This is a genomic window from Thalassotalea ganghwensis, assembly GCF_053485795.1.
This window is the reverse complement of the sequence record NZ_JBQRUM010000002.1, coordinates 162,841-179,145: the sequence shown is the minus strand read 5'-3', so window position 1 is coordinate 179,145 and position 16,305 is coordinate 162,841. Positions and strand designations below refer to the sequence as shown.

The 16,305-nt window shown below is 37.3% G+C and carries 20 protein-coding genes; 10 read left to right on the top strand and 10 right to left on the bottom strand.

All coding sequences use genetic code 11. The features are described from left to right. The first annotated feature begins 4 nt into the window (after positions 1-4). Both ACSLUH_RS02735 and ACSLUH_RS02730 read left to right on the top strand, forming a co-directional pair. Positions 5-454 carry an ATP-dependent zinc protease family protein gene (locus tag ACSLUH_RS02735; protein WP_448564344.1) on the top strand — a complete coding sequence of 150 codons (450 nt, stop codon included), beginning with the start codon at positions 5-7 and terminating at the stop codon, positions 452-454. 2 nt (positions 455-456) lie between these two features. Next, positions 457-1,314 (top strand): mechanosensitive ion channel family protein, encoded by an 858-nt coding sequence (locus ACSLUH_RS02730; protein ID WP_448564342.1) that lies wholly within the window; start codon positions 457-459, stop codon positions 1,312-1,314. Between the two features lie 226 nt (positions 1,315-1,540). On the opposite strand, the gene ACSLUH_RS02725 is transcribed toward ACSLUH_RS02730, so the two are convergent. The 4 genes from ACSLUH_RS02725 to ACSLUH_RS02710 all read right to left on the bottom strand — a co-directional run bounded on the left by ACSLUH_RS02725 (position 1,541) and on the right by ACSLUH_RS02710 (position 5,679). Then, positions 1,541-2,389, bottom strand: coding sequence for a mechanosensitive ion channel family protein (locus tag ACSLUH_RS02725; protein ID WP_448564340.1), 849 nt, complete (start codon positions 2,387-2,389; stop codon positions 1,541-1,543). A 27-nt stretch (positions 2,390-2,416) separates the two neighbouring features. Beyond that, a complete protein-coding gene (locus ACSLUH_RS02720) occupies positions 2,417-3,046 on the bottom strand; it encodes an MlaC/ttg2D family ABC transporter substrate-binding protein (RefSeq protein ID WP_448564338.1) in 630 nt (209 codons plus the stop codon). A gap of 117 nt (positions 3,047-3,163) precedes the next feature. Then, positions 3,164-4,507: a 23S rRNA (uracil(1939)-C(5))-methyltransferase RlmD gene (rlmD, locus tag ACSLUH_RS02715; RefSeq protein WP_448564336.1), complete on the bottom strand. Its 1,344-nt coding sequence runs from the start codon at positions 4,505-4,507 to the stop codon at positions 3,164-3,166. 80 nt (positions 4,508-4,587) lie between these two features. Beyond that, positions 4,588-5,679, bottom strand: coding sequence for a GGDEF domain-containing protein (locus ACSLUH_RS02710; protein ID WP_448564334.1), 1,092 nt, complete (start codon positions 5,677-5,679; stop codon positions 4,588-4,590). A gap of 117 nt (positions 5,680-5,796) precedes the next feature. Here ACSLUH_RS02710 and ACSLUH_RS02705 point away from each other — a divergent pair, with 117 nt between their 5' ends. Both ACSLUH_RS02705 and ACSLUH_RS02700 read left to right on the top strand, forming a co-directional pair. Beyond that, the gene (locus ACSLUH_RS02705; protein ID WP_448564332.1) at positions 5,797-6,990 is read left to right on the top strand and encodes a GGDEF domain-containing protein; all 1,194 of its coding nucleotides are present in this window, start codon (positions 5,797-5,799) and stop codon (positions 6,988-6,990) included. A gap of 156 nt (positions 6,991-7,146) precedes the next feature. Then, positions 7,147-7,704 (top strand): hypothetical protein, encoded by a 558-nt coding sequence (locus tag ACSLUH_RS02700; protein ID WP_448564330.1) that lies wholly within the window; start codon positions 7,147-7,149, stop codon positions 7,702-7,704. A gap of 69 nt (positions 7,705-7,773) precedes the next feature. Here ACSLUH_RS02700 and ACSLUH_RS02695 read toward each other — a convergent pair whose 3' ends face one another. After that, positions 7,774-9,111, bottom strand: a complete 1,338-nt coding sequence (locus ACSLUH_RS02695; RefSeq protein ID WP_448564328.1) for a sodium-dependent transporter — start codon at positions 9,109-9,111, stop codon at positions 7,774-7,776. Positions 9,112-9,371: 260 nt separating this feature from the next. Here ACSLUH_RS02695 and ACSLUH_RS02690 point away from each other — a divergent pair, with 260 nt between their 5' ends. Continuing rightward, positions 9,372-10,016 (top strand): MBL fold metallo-hydrolase, encoded by a 645-nt coding sequence (locus ACSLUH_RS02690; protein WP_448564326.1) that lies wholly within the window; start codon positions 9,372-9,374, stop codon positions 10,014-10,016. 24 nt (positions 10,017-10,040) lie between these two features. Continuing rightward, complete coding sequence (locus ACSLUH_RS02685; protein WP_448564324.1) at positions 10,041-10,868, top strand: ion transporter; 828 nt, start codon at positions 10,041-10,043, stop codon at positions 10,866-10,868. 86 nt (positions 10,869-10,954) lie between these two features. Here ACSLUH_RS02685 and ACSLUH_RS02680 read toward each other — a convergent pair whose 3' ends face one another. From ACSLUH_RS02680 to ACSLUH_RS02665, 4 genes are all read right to left on the bottom strand, one after another. After that, entirely contained in the window at positions 10,955-11,164 is a 210-nt protein-coding gene (locus ACSLUH_RS02680; protein ID WP_448564322.1) for a helix-turn-helix transcriptional regulator, read from the bottom strand. A gap of 1 nt (position 11,165) precedes the next feature. Further along, positions 11,166-11,624, bottom strand: a complete 459-nt coding sequence (locus ACSLUH_RS02675; protein WP_448564320.1) for a hypothetical protein — start codon at positions 11,622-11,624, stop codon at positions 11,166-11,168. Between the two features lie 129 nt (positions 11,625-11,753). After that, positions 11,754-12,059 carry an Mpo1-like protein gene (locus ACSLUH_RS02670; RefSeq protein WP_448564318.1) on the bottom strand — a complete coding sequence of 102 codons (306 nt, stop codon included), beginning with the start codon at positions 12,057-12,059 and terminating at the stop codon, positions 11,754-11,756. A 63-nt stretch (positions 12,060-12,122) separates the two neighbouring features. Then, complete coding sequence (locus ACSLUH_RS02665) at positions 12,123-12,749, bottom strand: LysE family translocator (protein WP_448564316.1); 627 nt, start codon at positions 12,747-12,749, stop codon at positions 12,123-12,125. Positions 12,750-12,897: 148 nt separating this feature from the next. Between ACSLUH_RS02665 and rsuA the strand changes: the two genes are divergently transcribed. The 4 genes from rsuA (at position 12,898) to ACSLUH_RS02645 (ending at position 15,378) form a co-directional block, all read left to right on the top strand. After that, positions 12,898-13,593 carry a 16S rRNA pseudouridine(516) synthase RsuA gene (rsuA, locus tag ACSLUH_RS02660; RefSeq protein ID WP_448564314.1) on the top strand — a complete coding sequence of 232 codons (696 nt, stop codon included), beginning with the start codon at positions 12,898-12,900 and terminating at the stop codon, positions 13,591-13,593. A 156-nt stretch (positions 13,594-13,749) separates the two neighbouring features. Beyond that, positions 13,750-14,040, top strand: coding sequence for a hypothetical protein (locus ACSLUH_RS02655; protein ID WP_448564313.1), 291 nt, complete (start codon positions 13,750-13,752; stop codon positions 14,038-14,040). A gap of 523 nt (positions 14,041-14,563) precedes the next feature. Beyond that, positions 14,564-14,881: a hypothetical protein gene (locus tag ACSLUH_RS02650; protein ID WP_448564311.1), complete on the top strand. Its 318-nt coding sequence runs from the start codon at positions 14,564-14,566 to the stop codon at positions 14,879-14,881. A 221-nt stretch (positions 14,882-15,102) separates the two neighbouring features. Further along, the gene (locus tag ACSLUH_RS02645) at positions 15,103-15,378 is read left to right on the top strand and encodes a hypothetical protein (protein ID WP_448564309.1); all 276 of its coding nucleotides are present in this window, start codon (positions 15,103-15,105) and stop codon (positions 15,376-15,378) included. Between the two features lie 45 nt (positions 15,379-15,423). On the opposite strand, the gene ACSLUH_RS02640 is transcribed toward ACSLUH_RS02645, so the two are convergent. Further along, positions 15,424-16,179 (bottom strand): hypothetical protein, encoded by a 756-nt coding sequence (locus ACSLUH_RS02640; RefSeq protein ID WP_448564307.1) that lies wholly within the window; start codon positions 16,177-16,179, stop codon positions 15,424-15,426. Positions 16,180-16,305 lie beyond the last annotated feature (126 nt).

Below are 16,305 nucleotides of genomic sequence, written 5' to 3'. Positions count from 1 at the left end.
ATTTATGAGTGCATCTAAAAAAACCATTATTGGTAAACTTGAGAGTATCGCATTACCTGAGTTAGGCATAGAGGATATGCAAATTCGTGTTGATACTGGTGCGAAGACATCGTCTTTACATGTAGACAATATTACCAAAATAACCCAAAAGGGTAAGCCTTGGGTTAGTTTTGATATTCACCCTGATGTTCACAATGTTCATAAAATTGTTCATTGTCAGTCGCCAATTACCGACATACGAAAAATAAAGTCTTCAAATGGTAAGTCAGAGCAACGTTATGTTATTACCACTGATGCACGTTTAGGCGACAATGAATGGAACATTGAAATTACCTTAACTGATCGCTCTGATATGAGTTATCTAATGCTATTGGGGAGAGAGGCGATGGGAAAGAGATTTCTTGTTGACCCATCTAAAGTGTTTCTTGCCTCCGGTGAAAATAACGAAGAGTAGCTATGTTCTCAAAAATCAAAAATGCCTTAGAACTACAGGTTTTTAGTGTTCAAGAACAGCCAATAACTGTCGGGGATATATTGTTTATCCCTGTTTTGCTCATTATCGGTATTCTGTTAACCAAATGGTTAGTGAAAACAGTCACCAAGCGGTTAACGTCTAACAATACCGATCCGAATGTCATTTTATTAATTCAACGTGTGTTGTATGTGCTTGCCATCATTGTTTTGGTGATCACAACCTTAGATTTTATCAATGTTCCGATCACCGCTTTTGCGTTTTTATCAGGTGCTATTGCCATAGGCTTTGGGTTTGGTGCGCAAAATATTATTAATAACTTTATTAGCGGCTGGATTTTAATTTGGGAGAAGCCTATTCGCATTGGTGATTTTCTCGAAGTAGAAGAGGCAAAAGGTACCGTTGAAAAAATTAATACACGTTCGACTAGGATCCGCAGAGTCGATGGGGTACACCTATTAATCCCTAATAGCAAATTGCTTGAAAATACGGTAATTAACTGGACCTTGGTTGACCGCTTAGTAAGAACGACGGTTAGAGTTGGCGTTGCTTATGGTTCACCAGCGAGGAAAGTTGCTGATTTAATCATGGAGGCAACCGTGGCGCAATCAGAAGTACTATCCGACCCTAAGCCCATGGTGAGTTTCGAGGATTTTGGAGATAATGCCTTAATTTTTGAAGTGAACTTTTGGATACACTCTAGTGTTGAAGGTGGCCTTCGTTTAGTAAGAAGTAATATTCGTTTTAAGATAGATGAATTATTTGAACGAGAAAATATCGTCATCGCTTTTCCTCAGCGTGACGTTCATTTGGATGGTACGTTAAAAATTACCCGTCAATAATGTGTTAATCGTTGGATAAGATGCACCCGAAGAGTTTTGGTGCATCTTATTTCTCCTCAGGTTTGTATAAGAAATCGCTCGAATACAATAAAACAAAATCTTAAGCTCACTGTCACGTTCTAGCGCGCTACTTTTTACTTAATTCACGACAATATAACGCAGAAGTTAGTAAAAATAGGCGTTAGAAATGCATTTCTTATGTAGAGCTGAGATTATTTATCATTTGTTATGCTTTTTCGACCTTTCGTTCAAACCACAGTTTCATAAAGTCACGCGTTAGTTTTTGTTCAATATCCATTGCTCTGTCAGTTGGACAGAATATGGTAAATAACACTCTCGTATCACCTAAGTCGGTTGTTTCAATTTGAATGTCTGGCTCAGGCCCCGCAATTTTAACGTCTAAGCGATTTTCAATTAATTGGTTATAGCGGATAGCAACATCATAAAAATCTGCACAATATTCTTTTGCTTTTTCCATTAATTCATCGACGAACTCAAAAGGATTAATGCTGGCATCGCGTACAATAGTAAAGTGATGCATGGCGTAACGCTTTAAAAAGTTGAAGTTTTTTACGGGCAAGGTGATTAACTGACTGTTAGGCAGGTATAAGGTTTTACCGGTATATTGATATATATCTTTGTCAACTTCTAATAAGGTAAGTTTAGCCCAATCGCTCGAGTGTACTTCGCCAAAATGCGTCCCAACTTGGATCCAATCACCAATGCGAAAAGGGCGGTTTGAAATAATATAGATAAAACCAATAAAGCATTGAATAAACTCTCGTGTCGCTAAAACAATGGCGACAACAAATGCTGCAATTGAAAAGGCAAACTTTTGAATTTCTTCTGACCAAATATTAAAAACCAATAAAATTAATATCAAGGTAAAAATATTATTAACGATATTAATTTTTAAGCGCCGCTCCTGCTTGGATTTGCGCTTGATCATTTTGACCAATAAGTACTTCAAAAACCAAACAATAATAAAGCACAGCAGTGTCATAATCGCTTTATTATCTGAAAGCCATTGGAGGGTGTGCGCAGTGTTTTCATAAGCAGCGGCGAAAGAAGACATCAGTTATTTTGTTACCTCTCGTATAATTTAGTTAATTTTTGAGTTTGCTATTTTTAGCTGTGCAAGGGTAGCATCAACGCCGACTTTACTAAAGCTTGAATTTATTTCTTGTTGCTTGGTTTGCAATAAACTTATGCCTTCGACAGTAATATCAAAAAATTGCCACGAATCATGCTCAAAGATCAAACTCACTGACGCTCTATAACGCTTACCTTGTCCATTTAATTCAATTGGAACTACCGCTATTTTCCCACTTTTAGATAGACTCGCTTGACCAATCGTTAATGTTTCGTTGTCATACTTTACTAACAACGTACTATAACTATTGATAAGTTGAATAGATAATTCCTCAATAAATTCAGGCTTCAACTCGCCAGGTACTTTGGTGAGGTTTTTTCCTAATACTTTAAAGGTGAAGTAGCGGGTGTTGATGTTAGGGAGCAACTTCTCGCTAAGTACTGCCTTCACAGCTGAAGTGGTCAAACTATTTTTCGCTTTTAGCTGTTTTAATGAACGCTCTATCTCTTGAAATGACGACGATACCGTCGCTTCAATCGTTTTCGTCGTTGAGGCCATCGCAAGTGACGAAATCAGCAAAGTTAATAATACGAAAACAATAACTAAAAGGTTAACGTTGAAATTAGAAGAGTTTTTCATGTTATATCAGGTTGTAAAACAGGAGAGATGGGCGCATCTTACTGGTATTCGACGGCTTTACCAACGCAAAATATTAAAGATAGCGACAAATTATTTTAATGGTTGTTAGCTTAATAACTAAGCGGTATTTTTATCAAAAAGTACCATAGTTTCAATATGTTTTGTGTGAGGGAACATATTCATTAAACTAATTTTACTCAAGTTAAATCCGCTGTTTAAAATAAGTTTGCTATCTCTTGCAAGCGTCACCGGATCGCATGAAACATAAAGTATGCGATTAAAGCGATTTAGCGGTAATTGCTCAAGCACTGCATACGCCCCTGTTCGTGATGGATCGAGTACAAGTATTTGGTAATTTGCCTTAAACCACGTTAGGTTTTTTAATTGTTGCGTTAAGTCTTGGCAGTAAAACTCGCAGTTGCTGATATCGTTTTGCTTGGCGTTGTACTTTGCCATTGCTATTGCTGAATCAACGCCTTCAACTCCTACGACATGCTGAGCTTTTTTGGCAATGGCGAGACTAAAGTTACCTATGCCACAAAACAGATCTAATACGTTGTCTTTACGGGATATATTTAACCAATCAAGAGACTGAGCAATCATTTGTTGATTAACTTGATCGTTAACTTGAATAAAGTTATCAAAGTTAAAAGAGAGTTTCAGCTCAGAATTAATTTGATAATAAGGTTTTTCATTATCAATATTATCCAATGACTTAAAGATACCCCGCTCAGGAGACATCACCATTTTCCATTGGTTATCGATGCCGACCTGGTTAATTAAGTCAATATCTTGCTTTGGCAATGGTTTTATATGGCGAACGATAACATAAGCTTTATCTACCCCATAAATCTGCAGATGTGTGATGGCTTGACCGTTTTTTAAGCAGGGTAACAACTCGCTAAATACTGAAAATATCTGTTTAAATCGGCTATCTAAAACATGACATTGACTAATGTTGATAATTTTCTTTGAATTGTGCTGACGAAACCCAAGGGCATACTGACTTTTTTGACGATCAAAATAAACCGCAATTCGAGCAGTTCTACGATAATATTGATGAGAAGAGGCAATTGCGTCTTGCCATTCTTGAATGTCGACTTTTGCAAATTTTTTAAAAAGCTGCCCGACCGCCTCTTGTTTTGATACAACCTGTTGGCTGGCATCGAAGTGCTGCAGTTGGCATCCTCCACAGAACTTATAGTGTGGGCAAGAAGGGTCAATTCGGTATTCGCTAGCGGACAAAACTCGTTTGGTATGTAATCGAAGATAATTCTTTTTTTCTTCAACAACATTAGCCAATACGGTTTCACCAAGCAGCGCTCCTTCGACAAAACACACTTTTGATTGCTCGCGAGCAATACCAACACCTTCATGATTCATCGCGGTTATTGTTAATTCTTTGACGTCCTTTTTTAATGAGGAGGACTGTTTTTTTGGGGCTTTGAATATTTTAACCACGAAATCTTCCCAGCAGCGTTGTTAACTAGTGTTATATTTACTTGAATATCAATTGAGTGCTAGTGATAGGCTACCACGCGTTAGGCAAATTGAAGGCCAAATAGTTTAACACGGTTACGTCCTTCTTCTTTTGCTTTATAAAGCGCAGCATCAGCTTGCCCCAACAGTTTTTGAATGTCATCTTGATGTTGTTCATTACTGCTAATACCAATACTTGCAGTGCATTTTATTGGTATATCCCCTTTAATGGTTATAACGTGTTCGGCAATAGACTGTCTGATCCTATCAGCGATTTTCTCTGCCTCAGTAAGGGTGGTTTCAGGTAATGCTAAGACAAACTCTTCACCGCCTAAGCGAGCAAATACATCATTAGAGCGACAATGCCCTTTAATTACTTTACAGATCTCTTTTAAGCAAATATCGCCAGCGAAATGGCCATACTTATCGTTGATGGATTTAAAGTAATCAAAATCTATTAACACCACGGAAAGGGGGCGTTTGCCTCTGTTTGCGAGGTTGGTAAGGTACTCGCCTTTTTCAAAAAAACAACGTCGATTATAAATTTTGGTTAGTTCATCAGTCGTAGCTTGAATACTAAGCTGTTGTTCGTTGCACTCGATTTGATTGATAAAAATGGTCATCACTAAAACAACTTCTACCATGTTTACAAAGATAACCGATTGAAAAAGCATATGATTAATCTCATCAGACAAAACGATCATTGGTGAGGTATTTATGGTATTTTCACAATAGAAAAATAAAATCACCGCTGCCATACTAAGCAGGAATTTTTCACGCTTCTCTTCAATATTAAACAGTAAGAAAGCCCCAGTTGGTACTAAGAAAAAATAGAGGTGAAAGCCAGACTCTTTGGTTAAATATAAATTTGTACAAATAACTAGATGAAACATTAGAATAACGAAAAACCAAACCTTTGCGCTACGAGTCAGTTCAAAGCGGTTCAGGACAATTGTACCCAAATAAGACAAGGTAAAAGCTGTATTTATTAAGGCCATCGTTATTGTATCTAGCGCGAAAAAATAATAACTTGTGTAAGTAGCAGAAATAAAAGTGGTAATTAGCGCGACTATATTGGTAATGCGAACTTTATTGGCTTGATTAAAAGGTAAGTGATTACTGCCTATGTTCACAATATCGTTAAGTTTAATCATTATCTATCTTTCTTAATAGGTTAATAAACTATCACGGCGTTCCATCACAACAATAACAGTGATTTTGTTTGCTTCGTTGGTCGCTACTTTACGTGAAAATGACAGGAGAAGAAATACTTGATTAAAAAATTAGAAGGATTAAAAGCTACGGTTTGGAGTGCATTATTAGTCTCTATTGCTTTTATCCTTGTAAATTCGACGAAAGATTATTGGATATCCTTTGAACCATTAATCGCACAAATCCTCGTAGTACTCTTTACCATGGTTATTCTTTTTTCACTTCAGTTTGGGCGAAGTCGAATTACACTTTTGAGTATTTTGTGGTTAGCTTATTATGCGATTACAGAGTTTGGGGTACTCGATAGTATGCCGTTTTCTGGTAATAAACAATGGATGTTTATTGCGGGCACATTTTGTTTAACAATTTTAGCTTTTATTCAAGATAGGGGAATGCTCTCTCTCCATGGTATCGTGCGAGTTGTTCTATTCGCTGCTGTTATCGCACTTGCGCAATTATGGCTGTACCTATGGCAGGAAGGTTATACACTGATAAAAGGCTACGATAAGTGGCAGCTTGGCCTTAGTTTTTTCCAAATAGACTGCGTCGTTTATTTCGCGGGATTAGTTTTATTAGCCAAAAGTATCAAACAGCCCAATCTTTTTGTTAGTGCATTATTAACGACACTTGTCATCTGGACGTTAATGTTTAATCAGCAATTGGCGTTAACCAATAGTGTTATTTTAACATTACTGCTCTGTCACTATTTGTTGATTGTCGTCATCGATTCATATTATCTGGCTTTTAGAGATGAATTGACAGGGTTGCCGTCTCGACGAGCGTTAATGCAATTTATCTTATCTCTTGGGCGAAAATATACCGTTGCCATGTTGGATGTCGATCACTTTAAAAAGTTTAACGATAATTATGGTCATGATATCGGCGATCAAGTACTTAAATTGGTCGCGGCAAAACTATCTAAAGTAAAAAGCGGCGGAAGAGTCTTTAGGTATGGAGGTGAGGAGTTTACCATTGTTTTTCCTAGAAAGGAGATTAAGGAAACGCTTGCAGAACTGGAAAAGTTAAGAAATGATGTTGCTAATTATGACATTGTTATTCGACATCCACTTCGCAAAACCAAGAAGGCTCGTAGTAAAAGCAATGCAAATAATGACTTGAAAACCGTTAATGTCACTATTTCGATCGGTGTTGCCAGTAGAGCGCCAAAAGCATTGTTTGAGCAAACACTAAAAAGTGCAGACGAAGCTTTGTATCGTGCTAAAAAAGCGGGGAGAAATAATGTTTGTCAGTAAGGTTGTGAATACGAGCCTGCTTTAAAAGTTCAGCAAGTTGGAGTAACTGATTTATTTCGACTATCTTTATAGCTTAATCGCTATTGTTTGCGCATAGAAATCTTTATCTATGTGGTTGTTTAGCACTTAACAACCAAAGCTAGGTAAGGAGAAGTTATGAATTTATCATCTATGTTTATCGTATCTTTAGCGTCATTATATGTGGTCAGCGGTTACTCATATGCTGATGACTCCCAAAGTAAAATAAATCGTGCAATGTCAGCAGCACCCGATGCGATTAGTGGGCAAGCGCTTATTCTTGATACGGACGGCAGCGTCTTGAGACAAGGAAACAATGGTTGGACATGTTTGCCTGATACTATGCCCGGAGATAAAGCACCGATGTGTAATGATGCTACATGGATGAAAATGATGCAGGCGGTTGGAAGTAAAGCACCATTTGAAGCAGATAGCATTGGAATTTCTTATATGTTGCAAGGAGAGCCAAGTGGCTCTGGGGTTAGCAACTCAACACCTTATCATCAAAATCATACGCAAGCCGAAGACTATGTCGAAACAGGACCACATATTATGATTATCGTTCCCAAAGCATTACTAAAAGGTGTGACAACTGACCCTAAATCGGGAGGGCCTTATGTGATGTGGAGTGATACCGACTATGCCCATATTATGGTGCCAGTAGCTCTGAAAGGTAAATCAGTGATTACGAAATAGAAAAGGAGAGATGTATAGTAATAATGACGGCACGGTTAGTTATGGCTGTTACCAACCGTGCTCTCATTGTTAATTTAAGATGGCAACGTTAATAAAGACAATACTTAATAGAATAGGACAAACGAAACGAATATAGTTGCCCCAGTAAACCAGCCATTTACGCCCATTTTGCAATGATTTATCTCTTAGTTTGTTACCTCTATTCCACATCCAACCAACGGCGATAAAATAGAATAAACAGCTGATCGGTTGCATCATGGTGGTGAGTACGCGAATGACTAACCCAAAAAGCATTTCAAAATTGGCAATCAATGTCATGCTTGCACACAAAACGATGAAAGATACCAGCCATGTTGCTTTGTGACGAGACAACTTTTTATCTTCCATTAGATAAGATACAGGAACTTCTGTAGATGAAATCGTTGATGTCAGTGCCGCAATCGACAATAACGTAAAAAACGCACAGCTAACCACGAGACCAATAGTTCCCATCGAATTAAATAGCTCAGGTAAAATATTAAAGATCAATTGACCTTCGCCAATTAACCTTCCTTCTGAAAATACATCTTGGCCAGCAGCTTGAGCCACAAACAATGCTGGAATAATTAACAGCCCAGCTAAAAATGCAATGCCGGTATCGAGTGCTGTGATAGACAGGACAAGTTTACCCATGTCCTTACCCTTTTCCATGTAAGAACCATAAACCATCATACCGCCGACGCCGATTGATAATGAGAAAAATGCTTGTCCCATGGCTGAAATGATCAGCTCAGGATCGGTTACGCGATTAAAGTCAGGGATCAAGTAAGTCTCTAACCCTTGTTCAGCGCCAGGCTGACTCAAGATATAAATAATCAGTCCGATTAACATCAGTAACAACACCGGCATCAACCTGCTTGACCACTTCTCTATACCCGCATTGACACCTTGATGAATAATCCCTGCGCCTAACAAAATAAACAATGGCGTAAAAACAAGGTTTCTTTGTGTGCTTGATGTCGCGAGCCAAGTAGATAAATCATGTGCATTCAATAACTCTGCAAGCGCAGATAATGCATGAGCGAGCATCCAGCCAGCGACTATAGTATAAAAACTAAGCATCATGATCGCGCCAGTTAAACCGAGTAAACCGGCTTTTCTACCAAGTTGAGTCGATACTTCTTTACAAGCATCACCTAAGGCAGCGACTGGATTTTTTTGAGCCTGATTACCAATGTAAATTTCAGCGTAAAGAGCGGGTAGTGCAAGTAGTACGGTAACGATCAAATAAACGAACAAGAACGCGCCACCGCCGTTATTGGCGGCTTGTGTCGGAAACCCCCATATATTCCCTAATCCTATAGCTGAACCAGCTGCAGCAAGCACAAAACCAATGCGAGAATGAAAAGAATCTCTAGTAATAGACATAATTAGATATATTGTTATTTTTAATTTGTCATTGAGCTTACCTAGATCGGTTAGCTTAGGGAAGTATTTTGGCGGAATATTAGTAACTCAAAAAGTTAAAATTATGTTAATTCGTAAAAAAATTGCCACAGTCGATAAAAAGCCGCTCAAAAAATAAACTAAATTAAGTTTGCATAAGCGCGCTAGTTGAAAGGAAAAACTATCCAAGCCAATTCTTGATGCGTTAAAATAGCGCTAATACAACAAAGCTAAGGTGAACAATGCTTCAATTTCAAATAATTCCAGTGACGCCATTTCAACAAAATTGCACATTATTTTGGTGCGATGAAACCAATCAAGCAGTAGTTGTGGACCCCGGCGGAGATATTGAGTTGATTGTTGCCGCTATACAGCAGCATAAACTGACATTATCTAAAGTTATCTTAACGCATGCGCATATAGATCATGCCGGAGCGACAAATGAACTGGCGAGTAAGTATAGTGTGCCGATAGAAGGACCACATAAAGAAGATAAATTTTGGATTGATTTGATCCCAGAGCAAAAAACACGTTTTGGCTTTGCTCATGCTGAACACTTTACCCCAGATCGTTGGTTAGATCAGGGTGATACAGTTTCTTTTGGCCATATTGAATTAGAAGTCTATTTTTGTCCAGGTCACACGCCGGGTCATGTCGTGTTTTATCATCGTGATTCAAAACTTGCACAAGTCGGTGATGTATTGTTTAAAGGCTCTATCGGACGAACAGACTTTCCTCGTGGTGATTTTGACACCCTTTATCGTTCTATTCGCGATAACTTATTTCCACTAGGTGATGATGTTCGTTTTATTCCAGGCCATGGCCCTATGAGTACGTTTGGTGAAGAGCGCCGCTCAAATCCATTTGTTGGTGATAATGCTAGGTAATGTAAAAGATAAAGAGTATTAAAGATGTCAGTTAATATTTTAAAAGTGCAAGCTCGGTTGAAACGTATCGACTCAAGTCCAATTTTTCAATGGTCGGTTATTATCGTCATCGTACTTTCTGCCTTATTGATAGGGGTTAAAACGCATCGCTTACCGCCTAATGCATTACAACTATTATCGATATTAGATGTTGCGATCACCGTATTCTTTCTAATTGAAATCGTTATTCGTTTTCTTGCGTGCAAGGATAAAAAAGCGTTTTTCAAAAGTGGTTGGAACATTTTTGATACCATTATCGTAATTGGTAGCTTGATCCCAACAGGTGGTTCAGGGGTATTGCTTGCGCGCTTATTAAGAGTATTTAGAGTGTTACGTCTAGTCTCTATGGTGCCAGAGTTAAGGTTGCTAATAAATGCGCTATTAAAAGCCATCCCTCGCATGGGCTATATAGCATTGCTGATGTTTGTGATTTTCTACATCTACGCCGCAGTAGGTAGCATGATTTTTAATGAAATTAATGCCGTACTGTGGGGGAACGTATCTATTTCCATGTTAACCTTGTTTCGAGTCGCGACCTTTGAGGATTGGACTGATGTAATGTATGAGACCATGGAAATATACCCAAGTAGCTGGATATTCTATATATCATTCATATTTTTAACGGCATTTATCTTTTTGAATATGATGGTCGGTACTATCCTCGAAGTTATGGGACAAGAGCATGAAGCTTATCGTGCAGCGCAGCATGGCGAAAGCATTGAGGGTGGTGAGCCAGCAAGTAGAGCGCAAATCGAAAACTTAGAAAAAGAGATCGCTGAACTTAAAACATTAATAAAAGAACGAATAGTGTAATCTTTTTAGTCAGTTAAAAATGCTTACTCCGTCGCTAAGAGTAAGCATTTCTATTTAACATGCTAATGGTCACAAAGAAAACGTCATTATTGGTATTGAAACACGTCTGAAATATCGACCTTGAAAACATCGGCGATTTTAAAAGCTACTTCTAATGAGGGTGAGTATTTACCTTTTTCAATCGCCACTATCGTTTGTCTTGATACGTTAACAGCATCGGCTAATTGTTGTTGTGTCATTTCATCATGCTCAAATCGCATTTTTCTCAAGGTATTAGAGATCGTTTTACCTGCCATTTTAAAAACCTCTTCGATAATAAAATAGCTGCGTTGATAAACGGTATACTTCGGCAAATACCATGAAAAATATGACAATTTGAATGACTTTTTCATGATAAGCAAGTGTACTAGCTGGCAAGATAACGTTATTAAGTGCCGGGGCGATCGTATAGAAAACTGCTACTGCTACACCGATCGATAATAGAATATAAGCATGCTGCGTGGCACGTAATGAGATCAGTTTATCGCGTTCGTCTTCCTGCGCATTTGCATCCTTGTGATTAATAATTGCCAATATTATATGAAGCACAATTTCCAATACGATAGTTTGAATAATAACGGATTTAAGCAAGTCGTTAATCAATGCCTGATTTAATGCTTGGCTATTGGCAAGTTCAATCATGGTTAATCCATAGTCCCCCCAAATGAGCAATAATATGACTAGCGACAACCAAATCGTTTTTTCTTTGTATGACATTGTATACTCCGTGTATGATATTTTTGACATTGATGAGTGTAAGGCGGAGTGCCTCTAGTGTCAAATATTTTTAACATAAAGTCTGTTTGTTTTTACATTTTGGTCTGGCTATTACTAAAAGTGAGTTTGCTACCACGGAATTTTTTTAAGCAATATGTCTTTAAACATTACCCAATCACCAAGCAAGCTATAAAGAGGATAGGTAAAGGTTGCCGGTTTATTTTTTTCAAAGAAAAAGTGGCCTATCCAAGCAAATCCATAGCCTATAAAAGGAAGCAAAATCAAGCCAAACCACCACTTTGTCAGTAGCACGTATAATAAGGTTGATAATACTAAAAGGCTGCCGACGAAGTGCAGTCGACGGCAATATTTATTCTGGTGTTGTTCTAAATAAAATGGATAAAACGCTTGAAAATTTTGGTATCGCTTTGACATAAATTTAGTCGACCTTAGGTTTTTCAATAGAAGCTATTTCGTTTGATTCATCGTTATTTGTTGCTAGTTAAATTTTGTCATGAAGACTTTAATACCCATGCTGATCATGGCGATACCGAATAAACGGTTTAACCAATGTCCTAGTGCTTGAAAGCGTTTATTGATACTTGGCCTAGAGAGTAAAAATACCACAGTTGAAAACCATAAAAATTGTAAGATCATCATCCAAACGCCATAAATCAATAGATGGTAAGTAGGTATGTCAGGAGAGAGCACAATAGTAAAAAGTGCGACAAAGTATACGGGAGCTTTAGGGTTTAATGCATTGCATAAAAAACCTGAGCTAACACTTTTGAACGGCGATGGCATAGTTTGTTTGACTTTATTAATGTCAACTGTATTCGGTTTAGCGCGTAAACCTTGATATCCAAGGAATAAAAGGTAACTACCTCCCAATAATTTAATTACCCATAAGGCGGTCTCGCTGTTGGCAATAATCGCTGCAAGCCCAAAAATCGAGTAGGCAATATGAATAGATAAGCCTAGTGCAATACCAAAGCTTGCTAACAAACCGGTTTTTCTGCCATGAGTCAAGGTTTGCTGAGAGACCAAAATAAAATCTGGGCCTGGTGAGGCCGCAGCTAATAAATGAACCGTGGTAATCAGTAAAAAGCCTTCGGTAAATCCCATTTTGGTTACTCGCGATAAAAAAGTTTAAAATATCATTGCATCATTATTTGTCAATTTGGCTGTTGCGCAAATCGTTTATTGTTGGATAATACGCACATTTGTAACGAAGTGGCACAAATTTGTGCTGCTTCTTGAGTGGTTAGTTGAGATGCGTTTAGATAAGTTTATTTGTAAAAGTACCGAGCTTACTCGAACTGAAGCAAAAAAATTGCTGAAAACGGGTAGAGTTTTGGTTAATGATGAAGTTATCAAAAACCCTGCTCATCAAGTACATGAAAACAATTATGTTAGCGTTAATGATCAACGTTTGGTAGCTCGTACTTCAAGATACTTGATGCTGCATAAGCCTGCTGATTTTATTTGTTCTAATGTTGATGAAATTTATCCGTCAGTTCTACACTTAATCGAACTTGATAAAGCATTTGATTTACATATTGCTGGTCGACTTGACGCTGACACCACAGGGTTGGTGTTGATTACCGATGATGGTCGTTGGTCGCATGACATTATTTCGCCTAAAAAACAATGCAATAAAGTTTATCGTGTCTGGTTAAGAGATCCATTGAAGGAAGGAGTTGAACAGCAGTTTTTAGCAGGAGTTCAGCTGCAAGGTGAAAAAAGCTTAACCTTACCGGCTGAGCTGTTAAGAATTACCGATAAAGAAGTACTATTAACCATAACTGAAGGAAAATATCATCAGGTTAAGCGAATGTTTGCTGCGGTCGGTAACAAAGTTGTTGCATTGCATCGAGAGCAAATCGGTCAGGTAAAACTCGATAATGAATTGGCAGAAGGGCAATGGCGTCATTTAACGGATGACGAAGTAAACTCTTTTGCTTGTTAAGCAGATAAAGTAACTTTTATTTTATTTGTATTCAATTGTTTACAGGGAGGTAGACTATTTACGCTCAAATAGCAAAAAAAATTAAAGTTTTTGATTTTTGTGTCGATAAATTGATCAAACCTAAGATTTATTTGAGTGAGTATTAAGGATAATCCAATGAATGTGTTAGCTGAACTCTTGCCTCCAGCTCATCTAGTTAAGTCAGAAAACACAGCGAAAGATCGCAAGCAAAAGCCTAAGCAGTATAAAAAGATTGCTAAGTATTCATCTGATGATCAACAAGATGAACAGCATAACTTTGGTGCTGCAGCTAACGTTTGGGATAGAGTAGAGCGACGCTCAGGTGAAGATAGAAGGGCTAAGAGGCAATCTCGTGGCCGTTGGCATGACTCACGTACTCGAAAAGATAGAAGAAAATCAGAACAAGGGATATTTGTTAAGATTTGATTTTTTAATACCTACCAATACTGAGTAAGACAATACAAACCATTGCTTTTGAGAATAGTGGTGAGTGTTGTCACCTACAAAGAATCTAAACTTGCAAGCGGTAGTCTTTATTGGTAAGTTTGTTGTTGGCTTCGCTCCCACCTTGAAACGGGTAAGTGTAGGTTCAAGGTGCGTAGAACTAATTATGTCATACCCCAGGTTAGCATCACCGAAGCCCTTACTCAGAAGTCTAAACGCTTGCGTGAAAAATATCGAGTCAAAATAAATACCGCACCTCAAACTAATTGCCTACCAATTTACTGTGATAGCAAAATAATCAAGTTTATTATTTTGATTCTACCTACACCTTAAAAATTTCTAATACGTAACACAAATGTTTCTGAGGAAACAAACATGATACAAATTCACTGATTAAAACTGCATTTCTTTTGTTAGAATGCTCATCGTTAACTGGTCAGACGAGGTTGCGTTCCTAAACTTGTTGTATTAGCGCGTATACCTTGATTAAGAGAAAGAGCTACTTATGAAGCATTCAGTAACTAACATTGTAAAGTCAATCCGACATGGTGCATATTGCGTGGGCATTTTAACATTAGTAGTGGTATCACCTTTATCATATGCAAATAGTTTAACCAATATTGAGCAAATGATAGAAAACTATAGCAACAAGTCTCGGGCTAATAAGCCTAAAGCGCCCAAATTATTACTTTGCGTTTTAAAAGGAAAAGCGAATAAACTAGTTCATAAAAGAGTCGTTTATATTGAATGTGATCATGTTGTCTATGATCGAAACAAAGATAAGGTTGTAGGTGATTTAAAGAATCAAGTGCTCTATAGCTAATATTTTTATGGCTCAAAATACGAAGCAAGAACTGTTATGTTAATAGCCTTTTATCAAAGCCCAATAATAGCTGACAAAAAGCTTGGGCTACTAGCCTACTAATTTTCCCCCTAATAAGGGGATTTATAAATGGATTTACTATACGGTTTACGTGCATTCTGACTTATTTTATCGGTTTGGTTCATTCGTGCTTGGGGAACGTTATATTCTGATAAAGTTATATGGAAAAAACGAGTTATCCAAGTTATTTGGTGGAACTGTATTTACTAAAAATACATTACGGTTTGCGTGGCACCTTACCAAAATTGCTTGGCTTTGCAGCGCTATTATTAACAATTAGCCACGGACAATTTAAATTGAATATCGTTGTTAACGTTATAGCAATAACATTTTTAGAGCATGGATTGATTGCTATTGTTTTTAGCAAAGGACGACATTTACCATGGCTAATTTTCTTGTTTGTCGCTTTTATACTGCTTTATGTAGCCAAAATATAAACTTGTTCCACCGTTAATTTTATTGCTTACGGTACTTATATTTATTTAATGTTTAATTGATTGCCTATCTTGAAGGAATTTACGTAAATTAGGTGTTGAGTTGCACTTTAATCGACCTCCCAGTAATTCTGATACCACAGCTGCTCCTTGAGTCATCGCTGACTGGCAATCTACTTGTTTATCTTTCAACCTTAATTCTGGTAATTTGTCAGCTGATGGCGAATATTTTGTGATTGATTGACTCATTTGCTTACCCTTATTGTGATAGTCTTGATAGGATTCTTGAGTTAAGCTATCTAGCATTTGTGCACGGTAACGATCTTTTAGCTGAGACATCATTTTTTTTGAAAATCTAGGAGAAGTTTTTTGCGATGGATTGGCGTTAGATAAGTTACGTTGTTTATTCACCGCAGCATTATTTGTACTTTGCGTGTTAGAGGCAGAAATTAACCTTTTATTTTTTAATTCATCATTTTTATTACGATTTTCGCTCTCACTTTTTGTTAAATTATCCTTTGTTACATCATCTGTTTTTACTGCTAATGTATTTACATGTTCTTTTTTAACTTTATTTGTTGGTGGGGAGTATTGGTATAGTGTCGCCTTAATTGAAGGCTCTTGGTAAACATTACTAATTTTTAAATCTTTTGACTCTTTAATTTTATTGAGATTTACCAATACCAATAAGACAGCTATGTGTAGAGCGATAGCTAAGGAAAGGTAGTTACCAGCGGGCTTAGTTGAGCTGGAGTTACGAGTAACTCGAACATCTATATTTTTGTTTACTAAAGCGATATCCATATCGGCTTTCCTATTGTTTTTAATTCGTTTTATAGTACTTAATAACTTGCTTTGCTAACAGGGTATATTCCAGAATAATTAATGTTATAAGTTTTTATACTTTTTTAACAAAGATTGCTACCTATT